Below are 26,672 nucleotides of genomic sequence, written 5' to 3'. Positions count from 1 at the left end.
AAAAGTTGAAATCTATTGTTTGCTTCATTTAAGAAGCTTGTTTCATTAACGTTGCTTGTTCAGTTTTCAAGGTTCATTTTTTTGCTATGTCGTTTTAGCGACTTCTCTATTTTAACATTTCTTCTTTTCTTTGTCAACAACTTTTTCAAAAAGTTGTTTGAGCATTTCAAGAGTTATTTAGTTTTTCGAGTACGTCTTAGCGACATTTAATATATTACAATATTAGTTACACATACGTCAATACTTTTTTTAAAAAAAGTTTCAGAGCGTTATTTAACGCTCTGATTAATATACTATAAACCGTATTCACTTTCAATAAGTTGTCGGTCTACATAATAATTGCGGTGAAATATCGCTTCGTTTTTTGCAACTACTGGTTCTACTTGAACTAACTCTTTCTCGATTAAATATTCAACAAAGACTTCTAAATCTACAGAGTAGTAACTTAATTCAGGGTGATCATGTAATTCCTGTATTGTCCAATATGGTTGAGCAAGCATTGTTTCTAAAATATGCTGCGCCCCATCAGTCGTTCTTGAATTAATCAAAAACTCTCCCGCTAAAAATAAAAGCTCTAGACGCTTTTCCAAACTTTCATTACTCATAATCAATTCTTCATATAACTTATAAATTGCTGGGTCATTTCTTTTCACTTGAGCCCATACAGTTACTTCTGGATAATGACCACTATCAATAATCGATAATCTGCCTAAATGATGCAATGAAGCAACTACATGATTATAAGCATCTAAATAGTGACCATCCTCAAATAATTCTTTTCCTTCTTGATAACGGCGGATTAACTTAGCAAACTGAATTCCTGTTTTTAACTTACGTCCAACAAAAGGAAACTCCTGTAGTTCCGAACGTAACTTAAATAAGAACTCATTTCGATCGAACATAATTTTACCGTGGAACAGCCAATCGACTAAACGCTTATTCGAACCAATAAAGATCCATTTACGCAGACGCTCTTCCGTTAAAATATGCATCACCATTTTCGCATCACCATACATATAGTGTTTTGAATAAATAGGTGTGTCACTATCTTTTACAATAATTAATAGAACCGAATCAAATGTATCGGTCATATTTTCAGCGCCTTCACGCTTATTAATTAAAATAACCCCCAACGTCTCCGGCTGACTTGCGCGTTCCTGATAAATTGGTCTTAAAATATGTTCCATTGTTATCCCCCTATAAAATTTTGCTACTATTTATATTTGTTTCTAAGTTATTGTAATCGCTATAAGTCAAATTCACTAGTGTTATCTCATTGAACATTTATTCTAATAGAAATCCGTTATTAATTATAACTAGAATAATAGAATTGTTTCGACAGTAAGTTTGGAAATACCTTTAAATTCATATAATTAGGATATCACCAAAATCTTTCAAATCTACTAATCTAAATCCAATTTATGTTATAGTATATTTTAGATTAGGAGGCAATTGTAATGAAAAAGTATAATAGTAAAATTAATAAAATACGATCATTTGCATTATCCCTTATTTTCATCGGTTTTGTGATTATGTATGGTGCAATCTTTTTTAAAGACAATCAAATTCTTGTATTAATCTTCATGTCTATTGGGCTTCTGTGCATTATCGGTAGTACTGCTGTTTATGGATGGATTGGACTTTTATCAACTAAAGCAGTACAGGTGGTATGTCCGGAATGCGGAAAATGGACAAAAGTATTAGGCCGTGTAGATATTTGCATGTATTGCAACGAACCACTTACATTAGATCCTTCATTAGAAGGAAAAGAATTTAATCAGGAATACAACAAAAAATAAAGTATAAATAAGCTGCATTGATACTCGCTTGGAGTTAATGCAGTTTTTTCATACAAAAAACCTAGCAACAATCGTTACTAGGTTAAACTTTTTATTGAACTTTCTTTCCACCGACTGCAACACACTCTGGGCAAGTACCGTATACTTCCAAACGGTGCGAATTAACTTCAAAGCCTGTAACTTGAGAAGCGAATTGCTCCACTTCATTTAATCCAGGATAATGAAAATCTACAATTTTGCCGCAACATTCACAAATCATATGATAGTGATCGCCCGTTACAAAATCGAAACGACTTGCTGCGTCTCCGTAAGTAAGCTCTTTAACTAAGCCAACCTCACGAAATACTCGTAAATTATTATATACTGTTGCGACACTCATATTAGGAAACTTGCCGCAAAGTGCTTTGTATATATCATCCGCTGTTGGGTGAATCATACTTTGAATTAGATATTCCAAAATCGCATGACGCTGAGGAGTAATTCGTACACCAGTAGTCTTTAACGTGTCCAGCGCATCCTTTAAATGCATTTCAGACATCGTCATACACCCCTTTTCATACATATTATTAATTTATAATCGTTATAAATAGTGTATCGAATTTATCCTCGAGTTGTCAACAATTGCTTATTCTAATAGAAGTAAAAGTCATTAGATATAATTGCTAATTGAAAATCAATTCAAGCAAAGCTTAACTACCCTAGCAAATTTTCTCAATTAGTATCCTCTAAGAATATCCATCTTATTTTCTAAGTCCCGCTCTCCATTCAACCATTTTCGCAAACTTGGTTTAAAAATATCTAAGCTTCGCTCTACATAACGAGATGAATGACTTGAAAAATGAGGAGATAGAGTTACATTGTCTAAATCCCATAATGGACTATCCGATGGTAAAGGCTCAACTTCATATACATCCAATACGGCATGCTCAATCAATTTGTCTTGGAGTACTTTAATGAGTGTTTCTGTGTCCACTACATCTCCTCGTCCAAAGTTCATGAAGATTGCAGAGTTTTTCATTTTCTCAAAATGCTCACGAGTTAGTAGATGTTTTGTTTCCTTCGTAGATGGTAGTATCGAAATTACAATGTCGGCCTTTGGTAAATGTTGCTTCAAGTCATCCAGCTTATATGTTTCGTTCATATAGGGTGCTTCAGTACCTGAACGGTTGCATCCAATTGTATGAACATCAAATGCCTGTAATATACGTCCGATTTCTCCCCCAATTGCACCTGGACCAATTATAAGGGCTGAGCTGCCGTTTAACTCAGTAGGTCGAGCCTTTTTATTCCATTCTTTCTTTTGTTGCTGCTCATAAATAAATGGCAATACACGTTTTAAAGCTAAAATATGCGCCAGTATCGATTCAGTCATCGGCTTTTTATGTATCCCACGTACATTTGAAACGATAATATTACGTTTTGCGATTGCTTCTGCGGGCATTTTTTCGATTCCCGCTGACGCAACGAAGATCCACTGTAATTTATCTGCATACTGCAAATGCTGTTCTTTTAGATCTTCCCCGTACGTTACTAATATTTCTGCCTGTGCAAGTTTCTCAACATCCAATTTTGTATCAAATAAAAAATCTTCTTGTGAAAACTCTGACAAAAGCGGCTGTTTTAAATCCTCACGTGGTTCAAATGTAAAATAAATCGTTGCCATTATAACTCCCCTTTGAGCACTCATTAATTTGTGCGATTTTTTAAATAGTTTAACACATCTTGAATATGATTTTTCACACGTACTTTTCTCCACTCTTTTTCAACTATACCCTCTTCATTAATTAAAAATGTCGTACGCTCGATGCCCATATATTCCTTACCAAAATTTTTCTTCAATGTCCAAACTCCATATTTCTCCGCCACTTCATGATTCTCATCCACTAATAACGAAAACGGTAATCCGTGCTTTTCGATAAATTTGGTATGTTTCGCTGCATCATCCAAACTCACACCTAAAATAACAGCATTCAAATCTGAAAAATCTTCATATTTATCGCGGAAGTCGCATGCCTGTGTTGTACAGCCCGGTGTTAAATCTTTCGGGTAAAAATAGAGAATAACGTTTTTGCCTTTATAGTCTTCCAGCGAAATCATTTTTCCCTCCTCGTTTTGCAATGTAAATGCTGGTGCTTGTACTTTTTCTAATGTCATGTCTTTTCCCTCCAAATTTTTCTTCTATGATACAAAACAATGCCCGTTGCTTCAATTTCTTTGGCGTTCCCTTTCATTACATACTACAATAGATATGAAATCATTTCATGTAACCTATTTTGGAGGAATAAATTATGAATCATACTAAATCTGAGCAACTTCATGCAGAAGCACTCGAACATATCGTTGGCGGGGTAAATAGTCCATCCCGTTCTTATAAAGCAGTTGGCGGCGGCGCACCTGTTGTCATGGTCCGCGGTAAAGGAGCATACTTTTGGGATGTAGACGGTAATCGTTACATCGATTATTTAGCAGCCTATGGACCGATCGTTACAGGTCATGGTCATCCTCATATCGCAAAAGCTATCACCCATGCCGCAGAAACAGGTGTATTATTCGGTACACCGACAGAGCATGAAATCAAATTCGCAAAAATGTTAAAAGAAGCAATTCCTACATTGGATAAAGTACGTTTTAACAACTCCGGTACAGAAGCCGTGATGACATGTGTCCGTGTAGCACGCGCATTTACAGGCCGTACAAAGATCATTAAATTTGCCGGTTGCTATCACGGTCACTTCGACCAAGTACTTGTTGCTGCGGGATCAGGTCCAGCAACATTAGGTTCGCCTGACTCTGCCGGTGTTCCTCATGCTGTCGCTACGGAAGTAATTACAGTTCCTTTTAACAATAAGGAACAATTCACATTAGCAATGGAAAAATGGGGTAATGATGTTGCAGGGATTTTAATCGAGCCAATCGTTGGCAACTTTGGAATTGTTGAACCGCATAAAGGATTTTTAGAACATGTACATGCATTGGCAAAAGAGTATGGTGCCTTAACAATACACGATGAAGTCATTACAGCTTTCCGTTTCCACTACGGGGCAGCACATACAATGCTTGGCTTAACTCCGGACTTAGTCGCAATGGGGAAAGTAATCGGTGGCGGTCTGCCAATCGGTGCATACGGTGGTCGTAAAGAAGTTATGGAAACAGTAGCTCCACTTGGCCCTACATATCAGGCAGGTACAATGGCCGGAAACCCTGCAAGTATGCAAGCAGGAATTGCATGTCTTGAAGTGTTGCAGCAACCGGGTATTTATGAAGAAATGGATCGCTTAGGTGCTCTTCTTGAAGAAGGTATTTTAGCAGCTGCCCAAAAACATAATGTAACGATTACATTAAACCGTTTAAAAGGCGCATTCGCTATTTACTTCACAGATGTAAAAGTAGAAAACTATGAACAAGCGGAAAACACGGATGGTGAAAAGTTCGGTCGCTTCTTTAAATTAATGTTATCACAAGGCATCAACTTAGCCCCTTCAAAATATGAAGCATGGTTCTTAACGACAGAGCATACCGTAGCTGATATAGAAGAAACATTAAGAGCGGTAGATTACGCATTCTCTCAATTATAGGAACTAAAGCGAAAAGATGCCCTCCAAGTTATTGGAGTATCCGATGCACAAAACATTACTTGAAAGTTTCCCTAGATGCGATATTCTATAATACAAGACAAACAAGAAAGCCACTATAAATTCTTAGTTTATAGTGGCTTCTATATCATAACTCCGCAAGAAAGGAGGAAGTGTACATGAAACTAGGTGCACGTGTATTAAAAACTGGCGTTGCAATCGTCTTTGCTTTATTTTTAGCCCAAATATTAGATGTTCCCTCACCTGTATTTGCTGCTATTGCTGCTGTCTTTGCTATTCAGCCTTCTATTTACCGATCTTATCTTACTATTTTAGAGCAAATACAAGGGAATTTTATCGGCGCCACTGTTGCTGTACTATTCGGTTTACTATTCGGACATCATATCGTTGCAGTCGGTATTGCTGCAATTATCGTAATCGGTCTTATGATGAAATTGAATCTCGAAAAGTCAATTTCACTTGCACTTGTAACTGTTATTGCCATTATGGAAGTGCCTGGTGATGACTTTTTAATGTTTGGCTTAATTCGTTTTGGAACAATTATGCTCGGTGTTTTTGCTGCATTTGTTGTAAATTTAGTATTTTTGCCACCGAAATATGAAGTAAAGCTGTTTAAAAAAATTAACTCCATACAAGATGATATTATTCGTTGGACCCGTCTAGCTGTACGCCAAGCAAGCGAACATACATCTACTAAGATGGCTGTCAATAAATTGGAATCCCGTCTAAATGAATTGGATACAATGTATGGCTTTTTTAGAGAAGAACGCGGCTATTCCAAAAAACATAAATATATTAAAGCACGTAAACTTGTCATATATCGTCAAATGCTATTAACTTCGAAAAAAAGCTATGAATTACTAGTCCGATTGCATAAGCATGAAAACGAACTTGGTAATTTGCCGAGTAAATTCCAAATTATTATTCAGGAACGGCTGGACTTTTTACTAACCTATCATGAACAACTATTATTGAAATATACAGGAAAACTAAGGCCCGAACATTCAAAATGGACGCGGCATGAGGAATATTTACAAGGTAGTGAGCTTATGGAGCAATTCATTAAACAAATTGCTCTCGCTCAGGAAGAGGCTTCTGAAGATGAACAGTTTTCAAGCTACCATTTGCTTTATATTTTATCCAGGATTTTAGATTACGAGGAAAACCTAGAGCATCTGGATACGTTAATCGTTTCCTACCGTAGCTATCATAGCGAGGAAAAAAATCTTAATTTAGAATCAGACTTTTATTAGACGAACTACTTAAAAAGAGAAGATGTGCTTTTGCACACCTCCTCTTTTTAATTTTTCATTTTTGGATCGAGTGCATCTCGTAGCCCATCGCCCATTAAGTTAAATCCGATTACCGTCAACATAATTGCAAGTCCCGGGAATATCATAGCCCACGGTGCATTTAATAAAAACATCCGCGCATCTGCCAACATTTTCCCCCACTCCGGCTGAGGTGCTTCTGCTCCAAGCCCTAAAAATCCAAGTGCTGCAGCTTCAATAATAGCCGTTGCAATCGCCAATGTTCCTTGGACAATTACAGGTGTCATAGAATTAGGTAAGATATGTTTCCACAATATCCTCGTATTTCTCATTCCAATTGCTTTTGCAGCATGAATATATTCCTCTTCCTTAATACTAAGAACTCGTGAACGAATGAGTCGACCAAAGTTCGGTATATTAATAATCGCAATTGCAATTAATGCATTTTGCAAGGAAGGACCTAAAATCGATACAATCGCAATCGCCAATAGTATACTTGGGAATGCGAGCAAAATATCAAATATCCGCGAAATAATTGTATCAACCCAACGACCATAATAACCTGCAATAATTCCCAAAAAGCTACCAGCTACCGCCGAAATTAATACTGCGGACAAACCAACCGTTAAAGAGATTCGAGCACCATGTAAAATTCGCGAAAAAATGTCACGACCTAAATCATCTGTCCCAAACCAAAATTCAGCGGATGGAGGCTGCAAGCGCATACTTAAATTTTGATCATTAATTCCTTGGGGTGCGATAAAGGGACCAACAACCGCAACAAGGACAAAAAATATAACAATTGCACTGCCTACTAAGGCTGATTTACTTTTTTTGAAACTCGTCCACGCTTCCTGCCATGGTCCTTTTACTTCTTCTTCAATTTCAACTTGTCGAACTTGATTTCGTATGATTTCAGTCATGCTATGCGCCTCCCCCCTAGTTGTATTTAATACGTGTATCGATTACTGTATACAAAATATCGACTATCAAATTAATCATGACGAATAAAAAGGCAACAATTAAAATTCCTGACTGAATGACAGGATAATCTCGGAACCCTATCGCTTCATATATATAGCGTCCTATTCCAGGCCAACTAAAAATAGTTTCAGTTAATATGGCACCGCCTAAAAGCATCCCCGTTTGTAAACCTACTACCGTTAACACAGGGATTAATGCATTTTTCAATGCGTGCTTATAAACAACCACAAACATTTTCTGGCCTTTTGCTCGAGCTGTTCGAACAAAATCCGATCGCATAACTTCTAGCATCGACGCTCTCGTCATACGGGCTATAATTGCTGTAGGTATTGTCGCAAGTGCAATACCAGGTAATATTAAATGTTTGATTACATCAACAAACTGATCCCATCTACCTTGCAATAACGTATCAATCAAATAAAAATGTGTAATTGCAGCAATTGGGTCTCGTACTTCCTCACGACCTGAAGTTGGCAACCATCCTAGTTGGATACCAAAAGCCCATTGTTCCATCAATCCTAACCAAAATATTGGCATGGAGACTCCTATTAAAGCAATAACCATCGCCACGTAATCGAACCAGGAATTTTGAAACCATGCGGAAATAATCCCTGCATTTACTCCGACAACAACAGCAATAATCATAGCGAAAAGTGCAAGTTCAAATGTAGCAGCCAAATACGGCCAAATTTCAGAGGCAATCGGTTGTCTTGTTCTTAATGAGTCACCTAAATTACCTGTAAATATTCCTTTTAAATAATCAAAGTATTGAACATACCATGGATTATCGAGCCCTAGCTTTAGGCGAAGCGCTGCTATAGCATCCGCGGTAGCTTGTTGACCTAAAATTACTTGGGCTGGGTCACCAGGAATGGCACGAATAATTAAAAATACTAAAAAGGTCATTCCTAATAATACTGGTATTAAATGCAGTAAACGTTTGCCAATGTAGTGAAGCATGCTCTTCACCCCTTTTATGAATGTATGTTTCTACTAGTAGAAAAAAAGGAGAGGCGTATTACCTCCCCTTTTACTTAAATAAAATCTCTATTATTTAATTGAAACATTCGTTAATTTATCAGAACCTGTAGGATGTGGTTTGAAATCTTGTACTCCCGCTTTAGCTGCAAGTAATGGTGTAGAGTGAGCAAGCGGAACCCACGGTGCATCTTCATGAATAATTTCCTGTGCTTTTTTGTATAAATCATTACGTACATTTTCATCAGTTTCTGACTGTGCTTTAATTAATAACTCATGCACTTCATCATTAGAATAGTACGCATAGTTATTTGAGCCGATATTGTCTTTATCCAATAATGTGTAAATGAAGTTATCTGCATCTCCGTTATCGCCAGTCCATCCAAGCATGAACGCATCTGCTTCTCCATTTTTCGCTTTTTCTAAATATGTCGCCCATTCAAATGTTACGATTTTTGATGGAATACCTACGTCTTCTAAGTTTTTCTGAATAACTTCCGCTACTTTAGCACCGTCCGGCATATATGGACGTGGTACAGGCATAGCCCATAGCTCAATTTCTTTTCCGTCATAGCCAGCTTCTGCCAATAATGCTTTCGCTTTTTCCGGATCATACGGATACGGAGAAATTGCATCGTTATAGCCACTAATTGATGATGGCATCGGGTTTGCTGCAACTTCCGCGCGACCTTCAAAGAATGCATCTACTATTGCTTGTTTATCGATTGCATAGTTAACAGCTTGTCGCACTAATTTGTTATCAAATGGTGCACGTGTATTCGTTAATCCTAAATAGCCAATATTCATTGATGGACGTTCAATAAGCTGTAATTCAGCATCACCTTCCACTGTCTTACCATCAGATGGATTAATACCATCTGCTAAATCAATGTTACCTGCCATTAATTCATTAAGGCGAGCAGAGTTATCTGGAATAGAACGGAAAATAACTTTATCTAATTTAGGTAAACCTTCTTGCCAGTATTCTGTAAACTTCTCAATTGTAATTGAATCATTACGTTTCCAATCTACAAATTTAAATGGTCCAGTTCCTACTGGTTGGTCACCAAAGCTATCACCCGATGCTTCAAATGCAGTTGGTGAAGCAATACCGAACGGGCTCATTGCCAAGTTTTTAAGGAATGGTGCCTGCGGACGGGAAAGTGTGAATACAACAGTGTAATCCCCTTCTGCTGTCACATCTTTAATGATATCTTCCCCTTCAGCTTTAAACATTGAGTTGAAGTAGTAGAAATCCTCTTCTTTTCCACCTTTCCAACGGTTAACATTTTTAATAACCGCTTCAGCATTGAAATCTGTTCCATCATGGAATGTCACGCCTTCCTGAAGCTGGAATGTATACGTTAAGCCATCATCACTTACTTTCCATTCTTTTGCTAAGCCAGGATTGATTGTTGTATCCTGCTCTCCAAAATTCAATAATGTTTCAAAAAGGTTTTGTGTAACTTTAAATGATTCACCATCCGTTACTGTTCCCGGATCAAGTGAAACTGAGTCTGCCCCACGACCAAATACTAAAATTTGAGGTGTTGAAGATTTTGAATCGTCTGTCGCATCGCTTTCTGTATTAGTCGCACTTGAATCTGTACCTGACTCTGATGTTGACGTATCTTCCTCATCAGCACCACAAGCAGCCAAAAATAGAGCCATCATTAATAGCATAATGAGACTTAATGAATACACTTTACCTTTCTTCAATAAAACAACCCCCTAGATTCTTTTTCTTTTAATCTATTATCATTGCGGCGTTTCATATAAATGACACGCAACAGAATGACCCGATTTGATTTTCTGGAGCATAGGAATAACTTGTTTGCATTTTTCCATAGCATGCGGACATCGCGTATGAAAAGTACACCCTGTTGGTGGATTGGATGGGCTCGGAATATCACCCTTTAGTAATAGTTGCTCTCTTTCATATACTGGGTCCGGTATTGGTACAGCGGATAATAACGCTTGTGTATAGGGATGAAGCGGCTCATGATACAGTGATTCACTTTCAGCAATTTCAACGAGCCTTCCTAAATACATCACGCCTACTCTGTCGCTAATATGTCGTACAACACCTAAATCATGTGCAATAAATATATAAGTGAGCTTTAAATCATCCTGCAGTCTTTGCATTAAATTCAATACTTGTGCTTGAATAGATACATCTAATGCGGAGACTGGTTCATCAGCAATAATCAATTTTGGATTGGTCATAAGCGCTCTTGCGATTCCAATACGCTGCCGTTGTCCTCCACTAAATTGATGAGGATAACGCTTCGCATGGTATGAGCTCAGTCCTACAATCTCCAAATATTCTCGAACCTTATTTTTTCTTTCCTTCGCATTGCCGATGCCATGGACAATTAACGGCTCTTCCAAAATTTTTTCTACCGTATGTCTCGGATTTAACGATGCGTACGGGTCTTGAAATACCATTTGTATATCTCTTCGAACTTTTCGCATTTGCTCACTATTTAAATCAGTAAGCTCAATACCATCAAACAACACTTTTCCTTCTGTCGGTTCATGTAAACGCATAATTGCGCGGCCAGTAGTAGATTTTCCGCATCCTGATTCCCCAACAATCCCAAGTGTTTCTCCTTTATAAAGTTCGAATGATACATCATCGACTGCCTTTACATCTCCAACGTGTCTGGCAAACATCCCATGGCGAATCGGAAAATATTTCTTTAAATGATCAACTTTCAGCAGCACTTTCGACATGTGAAATCCCCCCTTCTTCCATATCCAATAAGAAACATCGTGCTCTATGTGCCCCTGATGCATCGTATAGTGGGGGATTGCTGGATAAACACCGATCAAATGCATATTCACAACGCGCTGCAAAACGGCAACCCTCTAAAATAGAGCCTGGTTTCGGTACATTACCTGGAATGGAATAAAGTGTATCCTTTTTATAGCGCATATCAGGTACAGATTGGATGAGCCCTTTCGTGTATGGGTGCTGGGGGTTTTTAAATATTTCATTAACCGGTGCTTCTTCCACAATCTGACCAGCATACATTACAATGACGCGCTCACATGTTTCAGCAACAACCCCTAAATCATGCGTAATTAATAAGACCGCGGTGTTCAATCGTTCATTTAAATCACGCATTAACTTTAAAATTTGGGCTTGTATCGTTACATCCAGTGCAGTTGTGGGTTCATCCGCAATGAGCACTTTTGGATTACATACAAGAGCCATTGCAATCATAACGCGCTGCCTCATTCCACCAGATAGCTGATGTGGATAATCATTAATCAATTGTTCCGCTCTCGGTAATCCTACTAGTTTCATAATTTCTATTGCACGTGCAGTAGATTCTTTTTTCGACCATTTCGGATGATGGATGCGTACCGCTTCAATTAACTGATTTCCAATTGTAAATAATGGATTAAGCGAAGTCATCGGCTCTTGAAAAATCATAGCGATTTCATTGCCACGGATCTTTCGCATTTGTTTATCAGAAAATTTCAAGATATCTTGCCCTTTCAATAAAATACTGCCATTCGTTATTTTCCCTGGAGGGCTTGGTACAAGGCCCATTATGGAAAGAGATGTTACACTTTTCCCACATCCAGACTCTCCTACGATGGCTAGAATTTCCCCCTCATGAATTGAAAAGCTTATTCGATCAACAGCAGCAACCTTTCCACTGTCCGAAAAAAATGTAGTTTCTAACTCTCTCACTTCCAACACAGCTTTTCGACTCATTCAACCACCTCAATATTCTGAAGATTAAAAGTATTTGAAAATATGATATTATACCAATTGGAAATTTACAACATTATCGTGCTATAATTTATTGAATATTATGAATATTAAGCTAATAAAAAAGCTATGCTGAATTATTGTTTCAACATAGCTTTTTGGATTTAATCTAATTTTTGTACTTGGAATAAGTTATAATATGCTCCCTCTTGCTCCATTAGTAGTTGGTGGGTTCCTGCTTCAACTACTTCCCCATGCTCTATAACAAATATATTATGTGCATGGGTAATAGTAGATAGTCGATGCGCAATAATAATTGTCGTACGATCATGTGCTAATCGGTCGAGTGAATCCTGTATAAGTGCTTCACTTTCCAAATCAAGCGCTGAAGTTGCTTCATCCAATACTAATATTGGCGGATTTTTCAAAAATACCCGTGCAATTGCTACACGTTGTTTTTGACCTCCAGAAAGTTTGACTCCCCGCTCACCGACTTTAGTATCATAGCCCTCAGGTAAACTCATAATGAAATCATGAGCATTTGCCGCTTTAGCAGCTGCAACTATTTCTTCATCTGTTGCATTTGGATTACCCATTAAAATATTTTGCTTCACTGAGTCACTAAACAAAATATTATCTTGCAATACTATTCCAATTTGCGAACGTAAAGATTCTATACTTACATCTTTAACATTGTGATCATCAATTTTGACTGCGCCCTCTGTTACATCATAAAAACGTGGGATTAAGCTGACAATGGTTGATTTCCCTCCACCGCTCATCCCGACAAAGGCAACAGTTTGTCCCGGCTCAATGGTAAAGTCCACATTATTCAAAATTATTTTCCCATCTTTTTCGTATTGGAAAGTGACATTTTCAAATTGAAGTTTACCCTTTGCTGGTGGAAGTAGCAGTGCATTCGGTTTATTTTGGACATCGTATTTTTCGTCCATTAACTCAAACATCCGATCCATCGAGGCAATAGATTGTGTCAATGTTGTTGACGAGCTTACTAAACGACGTAAAGGACCATAAAGGCGTTCAATATATGCATAAAAAGCAACGAGTACACCAATTGAAAGTGCACCTTGTAAATATTGGTAACCTGCATATCCGATAACGATTAACGGTGCCATATCTGTAATCGTATTAACGACAGCAAAAGACTTCGCATTCCAACGCGAGTGGGCTAATGCTTTATTTAAAAACTCACCATTTGTATCATCAAATATTTTTTGCTCATGCTTTTCTAATGTGAAACTTTTTATAATGCTCATCCCTGCGACGCGCTCATGTAAATAACTTTGAACGCCTGCTAATGCCTGTGATCTATCCTTAGTTAACCTTCTTAATTTCCCAAAGAAAAACTTCACACTAAAAGCGTAAAACGGAAGTGCAATTAACGAAACAATTGTCAGCTTTACATCCATCGTAAACATAATGGCAATGACGATTAAAATTGTTGCTAAATCCAACCATAAATTCATTAACCCTGTCATGACAAAGTTTTTGGTTTGCTCGACATCATTAATTACCCTTGAAATTACTTCTCCAGCTCGGGTATTTGCATAATATTTTAAACTCAATTTCTGTAAGTGCCCATACAATTCTTTACGTATATCAAATAATATATTATTACTTAAATTTTGCGCAAAGTATTGACGGTAATATTCGATTGGTGGTCGAATAATAAAGAATACAACGAGCGCAATACCAATCCATGTAAATAGCTGCCTCGTTTTTTCTTCTGTAGAAAGACCATCTTTTAATAAGATATCATCTATAATTATTTGCAGTAGCCATGGTAAAAACAGCGGAATTGCAAATTTAAGTATACCGATAACGATTGTTAAAAATAAGAGCATTTTATACGGCTTTACGAACCGCATATAACGTTTAATACTATCCAATGCAAAGAACACTTCCCCTCAGAAATTTTGCAACAGCAACTATCATATCATAATTTTTCAATTACTATTTATAGTTGGACTTTACCCAAAAGAAAAACACAAGCAACCTAAAAAGTCACTTGTGTTTTGTTTACTCTTTATTTGCCTGAATTTCACTTAATAGCTCATAGCGGTTTGTCCACGACTCTATAAAGTCTGGAGCAAATGGGCCACGACGCTGTTCAATCCAGCTCAGTAATGTTTTGACATTACGCTTTAAAATTTTATCAATGACTTCAGGATAATTCATTTCCAATTTGTGCTGCTCATATTCATCTTCATCCAACAATGCATGACTCATATCAGGAAACACCTTTACATCCAAATCATAGTCAATATACTTTAAGCAATTATTATCAAACACAAATGGTGAACTAATGTTGCAGTAGTAATACACTCCATCTTCACGCAGCATACAAATAATATTAAACCAATGCTCAGCATGGAAGTAACAAATCGATGGCTCACGCGTTAACCATGTGCGACCATCCGATTCAGTTACAAGAGTTTTTTCATTCGCACCGATAATGATATTTTTTGTTGCCTTTAATACCATCGTTTCTTGCCAGACACGGTGGATATTACCATTGTGCTTATAACTATGTATTTGGATTGTTTCTCCTTCAACCGGTAATGCCATCTTAAAGCCCACCTTTTCGTCTTAGCTGTCTTTATTGTATTATAACAATGCTTTAACAAAACTTGTAGTTAGAATGCAATTATTTTCAATTTTGTGTGAAAAATTCGGAAAAACGATAATGGTTGATCCAAAAACAAAGAGGATGCTCTGAAAGTCGACACTTTCAGAACACCCTCTTCTACTTCAAATTAGAAGTTATTGTTATTACGCTTATTAAATTGAGCGTTACGTTGTTCTTGCTCACGATTTTGTTTTTGGTTTTGTCGTTGAACTTCATTAAAATTCAACTCTTGACCAAATTCTTCGTTATTATTTTGTTGATTTTGGTTTTGGTTTTGCTTTTGGTTTTGGTTAAAATTATTAAAATTTAGATCTTCACCAAATTCCTCACGATTGTTTTGGTTTTGGTTTTGGTTTTGGTTTTGGAATTGGTTTTGGTTTTGTTGTTGGTTATTGCGGTTTTGTTGGTTATTGTTTTGATCGTTTCGTTTCATATTTTTTCACCTCCATGACCATTATTGTGGTCGGAGGTAGAATGAATTATGCACTATTTTTTTCATGTTAAATTTCCCCAAATTTTTAACATCGGCACAGGCATTGGGATACTTTCAATTTGCTCTTTCGTTAAAAAGGCTGTATTTAACTGGCTCAATTCACCAGTTTCAATTGCATCAACTAAATAACTGCTAATATGCCATTTCAAATGGGAAAACACATGTTTAAAACTAATTATTGGCTCGATTAATTCCCTATTAAGGATCACGTTATATTGTTTTTCAACTTTGGTTAAACTATTTTCAACTTCATCACGCTCAACCATTATAAACTGCCACATGTTTGCAAGCAGCCCTTCTTCCATCCTTTTCTCCATAAGGTAACTTCCATCTTTATTGCGAATTACGTAGACATCGTAATGTATGTCTTTCGTCTTTAACTTTTTGGACTTTACCGGTAAGCTTGACGGGTTACCTTCATGAAAGGCAGTGCAATAATCACGGACTGGACATAATAGGCATTTTGGTGACGTTGGAGTACAGATTAATGCTCCTAATTCCATTAATCCTTGGTTAAAGGCGGAGGGATTTTCTATATCAATTAACTTTGTTACTGCCTCTTCAAAAATTTCCTTCGTTTTTGGTAATGCAATATCTGCATCAATATTTAACACGCGACTCAATACGCGCATAACATTCCCATCAACAGCATGCTCCGGTTTACCATAAGCAATACTTAAAATTGCGCCTGCTGTATATGGTCCCACACCTTTTAACTTTGAAATATCTACTCGATTATCCGGTACTTTACCGCCGTATACTTCGACAACTTCTCTAACACCAGCCTGTAAATTGCGCACACGGGAATAATAGCCAAGACCTTCCCACATCTTAAGAAGCTCTTCTTCCGGCGTATACGCTAAACTTTCCGCTGTCGGATATTTTTCTATAAATCGGTTGTAATATGGGATTACCGTGTCAACCCTTGTTTGTTGAAGCATCACTTCAGAAACCCAAATTTGATAGGGCTCTTTCGTATGACGCCACGGCAAATCGCGTTGTTCCTCTAAATACCATGTAACTAATGCTTTGCGAAATTGTTTTATATATGGATAGTTCAAAATGTCCTCCAAAAATTCGATTTTATTTCCTTAAAAAAGGGTATATTATTAAATAAATTACGTTGAGGCTTACCTTCTTTAATGTTTATACATTGAAATAAGCTATATATTTCCGTTCTCGAACGGTTTGATGATCGAGGGGATGATAACTTTGGATTCAGGCACACATTTTGTTATGGGTATTGCTATTGGTGGCCTAGCACTTGTTGACCCCACTGTTGCTAGCCATTCAATAACATTTACCGCTGTTATGGCCGGAACGATAATTGGTCAGCAGGCACCTGATATTGATACGGTTTTAAAATTTCGCAATAACGCAATCTATATACGGCATCATCGGGGAATTACACACTCGATCCCTGCTGTTTTATTATGGCCTTTATTAATAACAGGTGCACTAGCCATTATTCTACCTGACGCTCATTTGTTTAATGTATGGTTATGGACTCAGATTGCAGTATTTTTACATGTCTTTGTTGACATTTTTAATGCATACGGTACCCAAGCTTTACGCCCATTCTCAAAAAAATGGGTAGCACTCGGTGTTATCAATACATTCGATCCTTTTATATTTGGGTTTCATTGTATAGGTATTCTACTTTGGCTATTCGGTACAGAGCCCGTTTTAACATTTACTATAATGTATCTAATAATTTTTGTTTACTATATTTTACGCTTTGCCATTCAAAAGGCAATTAAGTCTGCCGTTCATCACGAGTTGCAAGATGAGGAATTCGTTATTGTGGCTCCGACTATGCGTTTCTTCCATTGGAAAATAGCTGCAAAGTCAAAAACGCATTTTTACGTAGGCCGTGCTTATCGAAGAACTGTCAATATCTATGACAAGTTCAAAATTGAGCCTATTCCAAAAACAGAGCTCGTTGCAAAGGCGATAAAAGATCCGAATCTTGATGCGTTTTTATCATTTTCCCCACTCTATAGATGGGAGATTTCCGAGCTTGAAAATGGAATAACGGAGCTTCGATTAATTGATTTGCGCTATCGCAGTAACGACCGCTACCCATTCGTTGCCGTCGCACATTTAGATAAAGAACTTAACATCGTAAATTCTTATACAGGTTGGATATTTACGGAAGAAAAGTTACAAAAGCGTTTACAAATAGGAGCTGGAAATGAATAAATGACATACCCTCTTAAACCAACTCATATTGGTAGTTATTAAACGGGGAAAACCACCAGTATAAACTGGTGGTTTTTTAGTTCACTGTATCTTCACTATCATTCAATAAATGAGCATATTTTGGATTTTTCGCTGCGAATAGGTGAAGCTTATCCCCATAACTTTCAATTAACTGACTAACTAATTGTCCTGTATATTCCGTGCCGCGATAACTTGCACCAGCCTTTGCCGAAGTTGATTCAAAATCACTGCATAAAAGTTCCACCCATGTACGGGCGCGACCTGTTGGCAAGTTTGGATTTTTGTCTAAAAGTTGCTTTGTCAGTTTTTGATAAATCTCTTCCATTTTACTTCCCTTCCTTTACCGGACGTAACATTGATACGGGTAATGCCTCTTCAAAGCGTTCAGAACCTAATCGGTGTCCCCATGCGAAACGCCCTTTTAAATAATCTACTTGAAAAAATTCACCTGGCGAACCATTTAAACGATATAACTCCCCGGGAATAATTGTTGAAAGATCTACTAAATAGGCTTCAGCCATCAGTGCTTTGCGCTCAAAAACCGCGTATTCATTTACTATCCCTAATTGCTCAGCTTTTCGTGCCCTTTCACGTAAATTGGCAACTTCTTGGCGTAATTCTTGTTCCGACATTCTACTATAAGTTAATTCATTCATTTTGGTGTTGCTCCTTTTGATCAATATATTCTTTTATTTTCTCTATCGGAAAGCCCTTTTGATACAGAGCTTGCTTAACTTTTTGATGTAGCTCAAAACCAGTGAGCTTCGATGCATATTTGCGCCAAAGTTTATCGCCCTGATTTTCGATTAATAGCTCCCATTCTTCATCATGGCGTTCAAGTTTTATTTGTTCAATTATTTCAGTCACTATGGAATAAGAATAGCCTTTGCGGAGGAGTACATCCTGAATTTTTTGTTTCACTTGAGTCGGTGTTTTGTTTTCATTGGACCTAATTGCTTTTTCTGCTAGTTCCATTGCAATCTTCAGTTGCTCATCATGACTAAACGTTCCCAATACTTGTTGCTGCAGTTCTTTGTCGATGCCTTTCTTTATGAAGTCTTGGCGGATAGCTGCGGGACCTTTTTTGGCAGTACGCTTTCTCGTTTCAAGAAGTGCTTTTGAGTAACTTTCATCATTCAAAAAACCTAAGCCCGTTAGTTTATGAATAGCTTCCTGAATGACAGCTTCCCCATAGCCTAATTGTAACAGTTTAGTTTTCACTTCATGTTTACTGCGCATTTGAAAGCTTAAAAAATTCAGCGCCTTATTAAATGCCTTTGCAATCTCATCTTCATATTGTATTTCATCTATTTCCATCTGCTCAAGTACTTTGCCTTTTTGCAGACCAAATTTAATAAGTGTACCTTCATCGACCGCAAACGAATATTTTTCGTTTAAATATATATTATAACGTTGTTGATTGTTTTTTTGCCGTCCGATTTTTGTTATTACTTGCACTATGCACACCTCACAATAACCTTGTTCATTCTAGTATACATGTTTTTACTTTCTCTTTCATGAAACGGTATACTTAACTAACTAGACTAATTAAAGGAAGGTGTTATTTGTGAGAGTTGCTATTGCAGGCGGGACAGGAATGGTTGGTCGTAAATTAAGTGAGCGACTAATTGAAAACGGACATGACGTAATAATATTGACACGTGGCGAGCAACAGTTTAAAAACGGTATTCAGTACGTTCAATGGTTAAATGACGACGCGACCCCTGAGCTTTATGTTGAAAACACTGATGTTTTTATAAATTTGGCTGGTGTATCTTTAAACGATGGTCGATGGACAGAAGAACAAAAGGAAAAGATTTATAACAGTCGAATGGATGCAACAGATGAAGTAATCCGTATATTGCAACACTTACAATATAAACCTCAAATTTTAATTAATGCGAGCGCAGTCGGGATTTATCCGGTATCGGAAACTGCTGCCTACACAGAGCAGTCTGATGAAAAAGCAAATGATTTTTTAGGACAAGTTGTCGCACACTGGGAAGAAAAAGCACTTCAAGCTGAGCAACTTGGTATTCGGACTTGCTTAACTCGGTTTGGTGTCATTTTACAAAACGGTGAAGGCGCATTGCCTATGATGGTGCTTCCTTATCAACTAGGCATCGGCGGCACTATCGGATCGGGTAACCAGTGGCTAAGTTGGATTCATATAGAAGATGTAGTAAGAGCTATGCTGTTGCTAATTTCAGATGAAAACTTATCCGGACCAATTAATTTTACAACACCGAATGTTAAAAGAATGAGAGAATTCGGAAAATCAATTAGCTTAGCACTAAATCGTCCTCATTGGCTTCCTGTTCCAAGCACAGTTTTAAAGCTTGCACTTGGTGAAAAAAGTATTCTTGTACTTGAAGGGCAGCACGTATTTCCGGAAAAGTTATTAAATGCAAATTTTGAATTTCAGTTCGTATCGGTCGAAGATGCCATTCGTAATTTATATAAATGAATAAAACGTGGCATTTCACGCAACCTACTTGTAAAAGGAGGTTGCTTTTTTAATGAAACGACACATTTTAGGAATTAGCTTCGTTTTACTCGTTGCATTAGTATCATTTATTTCAGTAGCCGAGGCTGAGGAATTTCACTGGGGCTTTAAACCGAGCAAAAATGGCGAGCCAGTGGAAATTGGAGAGCCTTTAGAAACATTAATGAACAAATACGGTGCTATTTATAAAGGTAGCCCAGAGAAGAAAATTGTTTATTTAACATTCGATAATGGCTACGAAAATGGCTATACCGAAAGCATTTTAAATACGCTAAGGGAAGAAAATGCACCGGCTACATTCTTTTTGACTGGTCACTATTTGACGAGTGCGACCGATTTAGTAAAAACAATGGTCAAAGATGGACATATTATCGGGAACCACTCTTACGGTCATCCTAACATGGCTCGGCTATCTGCTGCTGAAATGAAAACTGAATGGAAAAAATTTGATGATAAGTTAAATGAACTAACTGGTGTAAAACGTACGTACTATGCCCGACCACCAGAAGGAATCTTTAATGAAGAAGTATTAAAAGTCGGTAATGAAGCTGGTTATCGCCATATGTTCTGGTCCATCGCCTTCAAAGACTGGTTAAAGGATGAGCGACGTGGTGCCAAATATGCTTATGATGCACTAATGGGACAGCTTCATCCAGGTGCAATAATACTGATGCATACTGTTGCACAGGATAATGCTGAAGCAATTCCGCAATTTATAAAAGATGCAAAAGCCCAAGGTTACACATTCGGCTCTCTGGATGACTTAGTACTTGAGCACGAAAAAATATCTCCATATTAGGAAAGTTGCGTTCCTTTCTTTCCATTACAATTTCCGTTATACTGAAATGATGAAAAGAAGGAAGTGGCTCGCACTAATTTTTGGTGCGAGTCACTCTATTTAAAGGACGTGTAAAAACTTGAGTGAATTAAAAATGGAAGTCGGGCAAAAGTTCCCGTTAACAATAAAGCGCCTCGGTATTAATGGTGAAGGTGTAGGTTTTTATAAGCGTAATGTAGTATTTGTAAAAGGGGCTATTCCAGGAGAAGAAGTAACAGTTAGGTTAACAAAAGTATCTCCAAAGTTTTCCGAAGCTGAAATATTGAACATTCGTAAAGAAAGCGAATTCCGTCAAGAAGCACCATGCCCTGTTTATTCAGAATGTGGAGGCTGCCAATTACAGCATATGACCTATGATGCTCAACTAGTAAACAAGCGTGATATCGTTGTTCAAGCATTTGAAAAATATGCAAAGGATATTGCAGAAACAGCCGAAATCCGTCCAACTATCGGTATGGATAACCCTTGGCACTACCGTAACAAATCTCAATTCCAAGTGCGTAAAGAAGGTAAGCGTGTCTATGCTGGACTTTTTGCAGAAGGAACGAATCAACTTTTAAATATCAACGATTGCCTCGTGCAACATCCTGTAACATCAAAAATTACAGTAGCTACACGTAAGATTTTACAAAAGCTAAACATCCCTATTTATGATGGGAAATCATTAAATGGGTTAGTACGTACTATTGTAGTTCGTACAGGTATGCGTTCTGGTGAAACACAAGTCTGTCTTGTGACAACTCGTCATGAATTACCGCATAAAGAGGAGTTAATTGAACGCATCAAAAAAATTGATCCATCTATCGTATCTATTACACAAAACGTAAATCGTGAAAAAACATCTCTTATCTTTGGTAGTGATACGTATGTATTAGATGGTAAAGATGCTATCCATGAAAAATTAGGCGAATTTGCATTTGATTTATCAACTCGTGCATTTTTCCAGCTAAACCCAGAGCAAACAGTTCATTTATATAATGAAATAAAAAAAGCTGCTGCACTTACTGGAAAAGAAAATGTAGTTGATGCTTACTGTGGTGTTGGGACAATTGGTATGTGGCTTGCAGAAGGTGCACGTGAAGTACGCGGTATGGACAATGTCGATGAAGCAATTGCCGATGCAAAATATAATGCCCGCACAAATGATAATTTACAACATGTACGTTTCTTCCCAGGATCAGCCGATAAATGGCTATTCCGTTGGTCAAAAGAAGATTATCGTCCAGATGTAATTTGTGTAGACCCTCCACGTACAGGATTGGAGCCAGGATTTATTAGAACCGTGTTAAAAATCAAACCAAAGCGCTTTGTATACACTTCTTGTAATCCGTCTACGCTAGCACGTGATTTGAAAGACTTATCAAAAGCGTATAAAGTGGAGTACATTCAGCCAGTTGATATGTTCCCCCAAACAGCGCAAGTTGAGTGTGTTGTAAAATTAACGTTAAAGAAATAAAAGCTAACACCTTCATCAAAATAATTTTGATGAAGGTGTTTTTCGTATCTGTCCCCAAATTCTCTCATTTTTCATGTAAAATAGAATTTGCTAGGAGGTATTTAAATGAAAAATATTATATTTGTAATTATTACATTCATTGTTTCTTATTGGGGTATTTCATCACTCGGAGGCTTTATCTTTCCTAGTAATGATGAAAATTCCGCAACTTCAGCCAGCTCATTGCAGGCCGCTGTTACATTCGGTGGTGTAAATTATTTAAATGTATTTATCTACATAATTTTAGCAATGATTTTAACAACGATCATATTCTTTTCAGTAAAAAGCAGACGTTCCAATTAAGGACGTCTGCTTTTTACTATATAGAAAGTTTTTTTGTTTTACCAAGTAATATTACAATCGCAACAATTAACAGCATTACAGAAATAACAAATAAAAATCCGCTGTCTGGAAAAACTTCCAAATACAATCCCCCTAATAATGGTCCCGATAAACTTCCCAGACTAAAGAAAATACCACAAAGTAAATTACCTGTTGGCAATAATTCTTTAGGCGTCAAATCTGTCATGTAGGTTATGCCTAGCGAGAACATTGAACCAACACTCATCCCAGCTAATAAAAAGGTAGCCGCAACAAATATCTCGGAATTCTCCCAAAAGTTGCCGATAAAGAAAAAGGTGCTGCCTACCATTAATCCTGAAACGATGACTTTACGGCGTCCAATTTTATCACCCAATGCACCTAGTGGAAATTGCATTAAGATAGCTCCAATTGAAAAACTCGCTAATATGATAGAAACATATGCTAGATTAAAGTCTTTTCGTAACGCGTAAACCGGGAATAAAGCATTTAGAGAGGACTCCAAAAAACCGTATACAAATGGGGGCAAAAATGCAATCCATCCATATTTCACTGCCAACTTATAGCGCGAAAAACTATTTTGATTTGCATCCCCTGCCAACGTTTCCGGCTTCTCATTTTTTAAAAGAAATACTAAAGACCATGCTACAAGGCATAATGCAGATGACACAATAAACGGAAAGCTTTCGGATATTTTAATCAGCGGTACAAATAACGGACCAACCGCAAACCCTATCCCAAAAGATAATCCATATATAGACATGGCTTTTCCAAGTTTATGAGAAGCTGTCGACGTTGTAATCCATGTTTGGGTTGCAAAATGTAATGCATGATCACCGATTCCGATTAATAATCGCAAAATAAACCAGAACATAACACTTTTCCAAAATGGAAATAAAATTAATGATGTAAAAACCAACGCCCCTCCAAATACAATAATGGGTTTGTACCCGTATTTGCGTAAAGGCTGCTCAATAAATGGGGAAATTAATAAAGTCCCTATGTATAACCCCGTTGCATTCAAGCCATTAAGTGTAGATGACACGCCATCCCCTTCAAATATGACTGAAATAAGCGGCAATAGCATACCTTGCGAAAAGCCTGAAATTGATACGATAATAACTAAAATAATAAATCTTCGCTGATTATAACTCATTTCATTATTCTCCCTTGATTCATACATTCTATCGTATCATAGCCATTTATAAATGGGGAGAACTCAATAAACAGTTCAGAAAAATATAAAACCCTAGCCAACTTTATCTCTAAAAGTTAACTAGGGTTTTAAATATCACTTAATTCCATTTTATTCTTGCGTAAACAGTCGTCTCGACTAATTGCCGAAAATGTTTAAACGTCCTCCTTTTTTTGAGTTTGTCTATACAATTTTTTTCCGACCATCTCCTCTTCTTTAAGTATGAGTTTACTTTATCACAACACTTCAATATTGTAAATATTCAAAATACATAGAATCTTAAAATAATTAACAAGTACTATATAATTTCCTATTTTTTAATAGCTAATTTAATAGATAAGGTATATAAATCGTCTCTAGCTCAAGTTGTCAATTAACTTTTACAGTAGAACGTAGTATAATGTTCGTATGTAAACACAAAAGGAGCATCACGAACTATGAAGCCAATTACAAATAAAGAGCAGCAAGTAACGTATCTAAAGGAACGTTTAGAAATTTTCCTTGAAGTGTTGGATGCTATTGACCCTGAAACAACTGAACTAGAAGATATCGATCGCTTAATTCAAATGATGGATGATTTAGAAGATAAAATGGATCAATTCCAATCACGCGAAGAAAAATAAAATCCTAAAAGGCTGTGTAAAAGTGTACTTTACTTTTACACAGCCTTTCTTCGCAATTAATTTCCGCACTCCTTTGATTTTCGTTCTCGACACAAGACATGTCATTAAATAACTTTCCGATACTCTCTTTTTTCATTCTTTTGACTACATCCGCTATTATCCGCCTTAATTTTATGTGTTTTGACATTCATTCGTGTAAGCGCTCTTTTTTTTCTATTTTAAAAGAGTTATAATGTAAGATGGATTATTAGAAAGAGTATAATTTTCACTATATCGTGAAAGATTATGTTCTGACCTATGTCGACGATTCACCTAACGACAAAAATAAACATATTTTTCTGGGGGGAAAAATAAGATGGCATACTTAGAAACTTTAGAAAAAAGTCTTTATTCTTTAGTAACTGAAACATCTACAAACTTACCAAAAGACGTACGCCGCGCTATTAAAGCTGCCAAAGAAGCAGAAAATGCGGGAACTCGTGCAGCAATGTCATTAGACACGATTACTACAAATATTGTAATGGCTGAAGACAATGTGTCTCCAATTTGTCAAGATACTGGTCTACCAACATTTAAAGTATATACTCCAGTTGGTGTAAACCAAATCGAAATTAAAAAAGCTATCCAAACTGCTATCGCAGCAGCTACTGGGGATGCTAAATTACGTCCAAACTCAGTTGATTCATTAACTGGTAAGAACTCTGGTACAAACATCGGAGCAGGTCTACCAGTAATCAAGTTTGAACAATGGGAAAACGACTATATTACAGTGAAGCTAATCTTAAAAGGTGGCGGCTGTGAAAACAAAAACATCCAATATTCATTACCTACAGAATTAGAAGGTTTAGGGCGCGCTGGTCGTGACTTAGATGGTATCCGTAAATGTATTTTACACTCTGTATGGCAAGCACAAGGGCAAGGCTGTTCGGCTGGTTTCATCGGTGTTGGTATCGGTGGCGACCGCTCTTCTGGATATGATTTAGCGAAAGAGCAATTATTCCGTCATGTAGATGATGTGAATCCGATTGAAGACTTAGCAAAATTAGAAAAGTACATCGTGGAAAAATCCAATACATTTGGCGTTGGTACAATGGGCTTCGGCGGTGAAGCTACATTACTTGGTTGTAAAATCGGTGTAATGGACCGTTTACCAGCATCATTCTTCGTATCTGTAGCTTACAACTGTTGGGCTTACCGTCGTATGGCAATCGATATCGATCCAGCGACTGGCGAAATCACGAACTGGCACTACCAAGATGGTGAAAAAATTACTTTCCGTGACGAAGTAAAACAAGACAACTCGGACAATAAAGTAGTTGAACTTGTTGCACCGATTACAGAAGAAAAAATCCGTTCACTTAAAGTTGGGGACGTAGTAAAAATTTCTGGCCGTATGTACACAGGTCGTGACGCAATCCACCATCACTTAATCGGTGAAGGTGTAGAAGCGCCAGTAGATTTAGACGGTCAAATTATTTATCACTGTGGTCCAGTAATGGCAAAAGACGAAGCAGGAAACTGGGTCGTTAAAGCTGCTGGTCCAACAACTTCAATTCGTGAGGAGCCATACCAAGGCGACATCATGAAAAAATTCGGTATCCGTGCTGTTATGGGTAAAGGCGGTATGGGGCCAAAAACACTAAAAGCACTTAACGAACACGGTGGTGTTTACTTAAATGCTATCGGTGGTGCTGCACAGTATTACGCTGACTGCATTAAATCAGTTGATGGTGTAGACTTGATGGAATTCGGTATTCCAGAAGCAATGTGGCACCTATCAGTAGAAGGCTTCACAGCTGTAGTAACAATGGACTCTCACGGAAACTCATTGCATGCAGATGTAGAAAAATCTTCATTAGATAAGTTAGCGCTTCATGCAGAGCGTGTATTTTAAGTTTATGTAATTTCAGCAACTCACTTCCATCATTTTGGGGTGAGTTGTTTTTTGCAGTATTTCATTTTTAAAATATTCTGTT

At 37.2% G+C, this 26,672-nt stretch carries 27 protein-coding genes; 10 read left to right on the top strand and 17 right to left on the bottom strand.

The features are described from left to right. Positions 1 to 293: 293 nt before the first annotated feature. Positions 294 to 1,187 (bottom strand): nucleotidyltransferase-like protein, encoded by an 894-nt coding sequence (locus tag H9635_RS14515; protein WP_191701030.1) that lies wholly within the window; start codon positions 1,185 to 1,187, stop codon positions 294 to 296. A 270-nt stretch (positions 1,188 to 1,457) separates the two neighbouring features. Here H9635_RS14515 and H9635_RS14510 point away from each other — a divergent pair, with 270 nt between their 5' ends. After that, on the top strand, positions 1,458 to 1,799 hold the full coding sequence (locus H9635_RS14510) for a YgzB family protein (protein ID WP_191701029.1): 342 nt from the start codon (positions 1,458 to 1,460) through the stop codon (positions 1,797 to 1,799). A gap of 91 nt (positions 1,800 to 1,890) precedes the next feature. Here the strand turns inward: H9635_RS14510 and perR are convergent, their stop codons facing one another. The 3 genes from perR to bcp all read right to left on the bottom strand — a co-directional run bounded on the left by perR (position 1,891) and on the right by bcp (position 3,953). After that, on the bottom strand, positions 1,891 to 2,337 hold the full coding sequence (perR, locus tag H9635_RS14505) for a peroxide-responsive transcriptional repressor PerR (RefSeq protein WP_191701028.1): 447 nt from the start codon (positions 2,335 to 2,337) through the stop codon (positions 1,891 to 1,893). Between the two features lie 177 nt (positions 2,338 to 2,514). Further along, entirely contained in the window at positions 2,515 to 3,462 is a 948-nt protein-coding gene (locus H9635_RS14500) for a D-2-hydroxyacid dehydrogenase (protein ID WP_191701027.1), read from the bottom strand. Between the two features lie 23 nt (positions 3,463 to 3,485). Continuing rightward, on the bottom strand, positions 3,486 to 3,953 hold the full coding sequence (gene bcp, locus H9635_RS14495; RefSeq protein WP_191701026.1) for a thioredoxin-dependent thiol peroxidase: 468 nt from the start codon (positions 3,951 to 3,953) through the stop codon (positions 3,486 to 3,488). Positions 3,954 to 4,087: 134 nt separating this feature from the next. Between bcp and H9635_RS14490 the strand changes: the two genes are divergently transcribed. Both H9635_RS14490 and H9635_RS14485 read left to right on the top strand, forming a co-directional pair. Continuing rightward, positions 4,088 to 5,374, top strand: coding sequence for a glutamate-1-semialdehyde 2,1-aminomutase (locus tag H9635_RS14490; protein WP_191701025.1), 1,287 nt, complete (start codon positions 4,088 to 4,090; stop codon positions 5,372 to 5,374). A gap of 176 nt (positions 5,375 to 5,550) precedes the next feature. Beyond that, complete coding sequence (locus H9635_RS14485; protein ID WP_191701024.1) at positions 5,551 to 6,645, top strand: FUSC family protein; 1,095 nt, start codon at positions 5,551 to 5,553, stop codon at positions 6,643 to 6,645. 47 nt (positions 6,646 to 6,692) lie between these two features. Here the strand turns inward: H9635_RS14485 and H9635_RS14480 are convergent, their stop codons facing one another. The 9 genes from H9635_RS14480 to mutY all read right to left on the bottom strand — a co-directional run bounded on the left by H9635_RS14480 (position 6,693) and on the right by mutY (position 16,556). Next, positions 6,693 to 7,586 (bottom strand): ABC transporter permease, encoded by an 894-nt coding sequence (locus H9635_RS14480; RefSeq protein WP_191701023.1) that lies wholly within the window; start codon positions 7,584 to 7,586, stop codon positions 6,693 to 6,695. Positions 7,587 to 7,602: 16 nt separating this feature from the next. Beyond that, the gene (locus H9635_RS14475) at positions 7,603 to 8,607 is read right to left on the bottom strand and encodes an ABC transporter permease (RefSeq protein ID WP_191701022.1); all 1,005 of its coding nucleotides are present in this window, start codon (positions 8,605 to 8,607) and stop codon (positions 7,603 to 7,605) included. A gap of 90 nt (positions 8,608 to 8,697) precedes the next feature. After that, positions 8,698 to 10,344: an ABC transporter substrate-binding protein gene (locus H9635_RS14470; protein WP_191701021.1), complete on the bottom strand. Its 1,647-nt coding sequence runs from the start codon at positions 10,342 to 10,344 to the stop codon at positions 8,698 to 8,700. Positions 10,345 to 10,383: 39 nt separating this feature from the next. Further along, the gene (locus H9635_RS14465) at positions 10,384 to 11,361 is read right to left on the bottom strand and encodes an ABC transporter ATP-binding protein (protein WP_191701020.1); all 978 of its coding nucleotides are present in this window, start codon (positions 11,359 to 11,361) and stop codon (positions 10,384 to 10,386) included. Then, positions 11,336 to 12,355, bottom strand: a complete 1,020-nt coding sequence (locus H9635_RS14460) for an ABC transporter ATP-binding protein (RefSeq protein WP_191701019.1) — start codon at positions 12,353 to 12,355, stop codon at positions 11,336 to 11,338. Before H9635_RS14460 ends, H9635_RS14465 begins: the two co-directional genes overlap by 26 nt. 161 nt (positions 12,356 to 12,516) lie before the next feature. Then, positions 12,517 to 14,241 (bottom strand): ABC transporter ATP-binding protein, encoded by a 1,725-nt coding sequence (locus tag H9635_RS14455; protein ID WP_191701018.1) that lies wholly within the window; start codon positions 14,239 to 14,241, stop codon positions 12,517 to 12,519. A gap of 151 nt (positions 14,242 to 14,392) precedes the next feature. Beyond that, positions 14,393 to 14,941, bottom strand: a complete 549-nt coding sequence (gene ntdP, locus H9635_RS14450) for a nucleoside tri-diphosphate phosphatase (RefSeq protein ID WP_191701017.1) — start codon at positions 14,939 to 14,941, stop codon at positions 14,393 to 14,395. A gap of 188 nt (positions 14,942 to 15,129) precedes the next feature. Continuing rightward, on the bottom strand, positions 15,130 to 15,435 hold the full coding sequence (locus H9635_RS14445; protein ID WP_191701016.1) for a hypothetical protein: 306 nt from the start codon (positions 15,433 to 15,435) through the stop codon (positions 15,130 to 15,132). Between the two features lie 62 nt (positions 15,436 to 15,497). Then, entirely contained in the window at positions 15,498 to 16,556 is a 1,059-nt protein-coding gene (mutY, locus tag H9635_RS14440) for an A/G-specific adenine glycosylase (protein ID WP_191701015.1), read from the bottom strand. A 151-nt stretch (positions 16,557 to 16,707) separates the two neighbouring features. On the opposite strand from mutY, the gene H9635_RS14435 reads away from it, so the two are divergent. Then, positions 16,708 to 17,697, top strand: coding sequence for a metal-dependent hydrolase (locus tag H9635_RS14435; protein ID WP_191701014.1), 990 nt, complete (start codon positions 16,708 to 16,710; stop codon positions 17,695 to 17,697). 76 nt (positions 17,698 to 17,773) lie between these two features. Here the strand turns inward: H9635_RS14435 and H9635_RS14430 are convergent, their stop codons facing one another. The 3 genes from H9635_RS14430 to recX are packed head-to-tail and all read right to left on the bottom strand — an operon-like array spanning position 17,774 to position 19,176. Beyond that, positions 17,774 to 18,043, bottom strand: a complete 270-nt coding sequence (locus tag H9635_RS14430) for a YfhJ family protein (protein WP_191701013.1) — start codon at positions 18,041 to 18,043, stop codon at positions 17,774 to 17,776. A 1-nt stretch (position 18,044) separates the two neighbouring features. Next, the gene (locus tag H9635_RS14425) at positions 18,045 to 18,374 is read right to left on the bottom strand and encodes a YfhH family protein (RefSeq protein WP_191701012.1); all 330 of its coding nucleotides are present in this window, start codon (positions 18,372 to 18,374) and stop codon (positions 18,045 to 18,047) included. Then, entirely contained in the window at positions 18,367 to 19,176 is an 810-nt protein-coding gene (recX, locus tag H9635_RS14420; RefSeq protein ID WP_191701011.1) for a recombination regulator RecX, read from the bottom strand. Before recX ends, H9635_RS14425 begins: the two co-directional genes overlap by 8 nt. A 109-nt stretch (positions 19,177 to 19,285) precedes the next feature. Here recX and H9635_RS14415 point away from each other — a divergent pair, with 109 nt between their 5' ends. From H9635_RS14415 to H9635_RS14400, 4 genes are all read left to right on the top strand, one after another. Continuing rightward, complete coding sequence (locus H9635_RS14415; RefSeq protein ID WP_191701010.1) at positions 19,286 to 20,185, top strand: TIGR01777 family oxidoreductase; 900 nt, start codon at positions 19,286 to 19,288, stop codon at positions 20,183 to 20,185. Between the two features lie 52 nt (positions 20,186 to 20,237). Further along, complete coding sequence (locus H9635_RS14410) at positions 20,238 to 21,023, top strand: polysaccharide deacetylase family protein (RefSeq protein ID WP_191701009.1); 786 nt, start codon at positions 20,238 to 20,240, stop codon at positions 21,021 to 21,023. A 133-nt stretch (positions 21,024 to 21,156) separates the two neighbouring features. Continuing rightward, positions 21,157 to 22,518, top strand: a complete 1,362-nt coding sequence (rlmD, locus tag H9635_RS14405; RefSeq protein WP_191701039.1) for a 23S rRNA (uracil(1939)-C(5))-methyltransferase RlmD — start codon at positions 21,157 to 21,159, stop codon at positions 22,516 to 22,518. Positions 22,519 to 22,623: 105 nt separating this feature from the next. Then, positions 22,624 to 22,860: a carboxypeptidase gene (locus H9635_RS14400; RefSeq protein WP_191701008.1), complete on the top strand. Its 237-nt coding sequence runs from the start codon at positions 22,624 to 22,626 to the stop codon at positions 22,858 to 22,860. A gap of 16 nt (positions 22,861 to 22,876) precedes the next feature. On the opposite strand, the gene H9635_RS14395 is transcribed toward H9635_RS14400, so the two are convergent. Then, a complete protein-coding gene (locus H9635_RS14395; RefSeq protein ID WP_191701007.1) occupies positions 22,877 to 24,034 on the bottom strand; it encodes an MFS transporter in 1,158 nt (385 codons plus the stop codon). Positions 24,035 to 24,510: 476 nt separating this feature from the next. On the opposite strand from H9635_RS14395, the gene H9635_RS14390 reads away from it, so the two are divergent. Beyond that, complete coding sequence (locus H9635_RS14390) at positions 24,511 to 24,696, top strand: SE1561 family protein (protein ID WP_191701006.1); 186 nt, start codon at positions 24,511 to 24,513, stop codon at positions 24,694 to 24,696. A gap of 355 nt (positions 24,697 to 25,051) precedes the next feature. Continuing rightward, on the top strand, positions 25,052 to 26,590 hold the full coding sequence (locus H9635_RS14385; protein ID WP_191701005.1) for a fumarate hydratase: 1,539 nt from the start codon (positions 25,052 to 25,054) through the stop codon (positions 26,588 to 26,590). The last annotated feature ends 82 nt before the right edge of the window (positions 26,591 to 26,672 follow it).

The sequence above is a fragment of the Solibacillus faecavium genome (assembly GCF_014836905.1).
GTDB classification, from domain to species: Bacteria; Bacillota; Bacilli; order Bacillales_A; family Planococcaceae; genus Solibacillus; species Solibacillus faecavium.
The sequence above is the reverse complement of the archived record's forward strand: the minus strand, read 5'-3'. Positions and strand labels throughout refer to the sequence as shown.

Bases quoted from the DNA above. Each gene is read 5' to 3' on its own strand.
- bcp (WP_191701026.1), bottom strand. From the start codon at position 3,953: ATGACATTAGAAAAAGTACAAGCACCAGCATTTACATTGCAAAACGAG.
- H9635_RS14510 (WP_191701029.1), top strand. From the start codon at position 1,458: ATGAAAAAGTATAATAGTAAAATTAATAAAATACGATCATTTGCATTA.
- H9635_RS14465 (WP_191701020.1), bottom strand. From the start codon at position 11,361: ATGTCGAAAGTGCTGCTGAAAGTTGATCATTTAAAGAAATATTTTCCG.
- H9635_RS14425 (WP_191701012.1), bottom strand. From the start codon at position 18,374: ATGAATGAATTAACTTATAGTAGAATGTCGGAACAAGAATTACGCCAA.
- H9635_RS14410 (WP_191701009.1), top strand. From the start codon at position 20,238: ATGAAACGACACATTTTAGGAATTAGCTTCGTTTTACTCGTTGCATTA.
- H9635_RS14430 (WP_191701013.1), bottom strand. From the start codon at position 18,043: ATGGAAGAGATTTATCAAAAACTGACAAAGCAACTTTTAGACAAAAAT.
- H9635_RS14475 (WP_191701022.1), bottom strand. From the start codon at position 8,607: ATGCTTCACTACATTGGCAAACGTTTACTGCATTTAATACCAGTATTA.
- H9635_RS14445 (WP_191701016.1), bottom strand. From the start codon at position 15,435: ATGAAACGAAACGATCAAAACAATAACCAACAAAACCGCAATAACCAA.
- H9635_RS14500 (WP_191701027.1), bottom strand. From the start codon at position 3,462: ATGGCAACGATTTATTTTACATTTGAACCACGTGAGGATTTAAAACAG.
- H9635_RS14395 (WP_191701007.1), bottom strand. From the start codon at position 24,034: ATGAGTTATAATCAGCGAAGATTTATTATTTTAGTTATTATCGTATCA.
- H9635_RS14385 (WP_191701005.1), top strand. From the start codon at position 25,052: ATGGCATACTTAGAAACTTTAGAAAAAAGTCTTTATTCTTTAGTAACT.
- H9635_RS14490 (WP_191701025.1), top strand. From the start codon at position 4,088: ATGAATCATACTAAATCTGAGCAACTTCATGCAGAAGCACTCGAACAT.
- H9635_RS14400 (WP_191701008.1), top strand. From the start codon at position 22,624: ATGAAAAATATTATATTTGTAATTATTACATTCATTGTTTCTTATTGG.
- H9635_RS14485 (WP_191701024.1), top strand. From the start codon at position 5,551: ATGAAACTAGGTGCACGTGTATTAAAAACTGGCGTTGCAATCGTCTTT.
- H9635_RS14515 (WP_191701030.1), bottom strand. From the start codon at position 1,187: ATGGAACATATTTTAAGACCAATTTATCAGGAACGCGCAAGTCAGCCG.
- perR (WP_191701028.1), bottom strand. From the start codon at position 2,337: ATGTCTGAAATGCATTTAAAGGATGCGCTGGACACGTTAAAGACTACT.
- H9635_RS14460 (WP_191701019.1), bottom strand. From the start codon at position 12,355: ATGAGTCGAAAAGCTGTGTTGGAAGTGAGAGAGTTAGAAACTACATTT.
- H9635_RS14455 (WP_191701018.1), bottom strand. From the start codon at position 14,241: ATGCGGTTCGTAAAGCCGTATAAAATGCTCTTATTTTTAACAATCGTT.
- rlmD (WP_191701039.1), top strand. From the start codon at position 21,157: ATGGAAGTCGGGCAAAAGTTCCCGTTAACAATAAAGCGCCTCGGTATT.
- H9635_RS14390 (WP_191701006.1), top strand. From the start codon at position 24,511: ATGAAGCCAATTACAAATAAAGAGCAGCAAGTAACGTATCTAAAGGAA.
- H9635_RS14480 (WP_191701023.1), bottom strand. From the start codon at position 7,586: ATGACTGAAATCATACGAAATCAAGTTCGACAAGTTGAAATTGAAGAA.
- ntdP (WP_191701017.1), bottom strand. From the start codon at position 14,941: ATGGCATTACCGGTTGAAGGAGAAACAATCCAAATACATAGTTATAAG.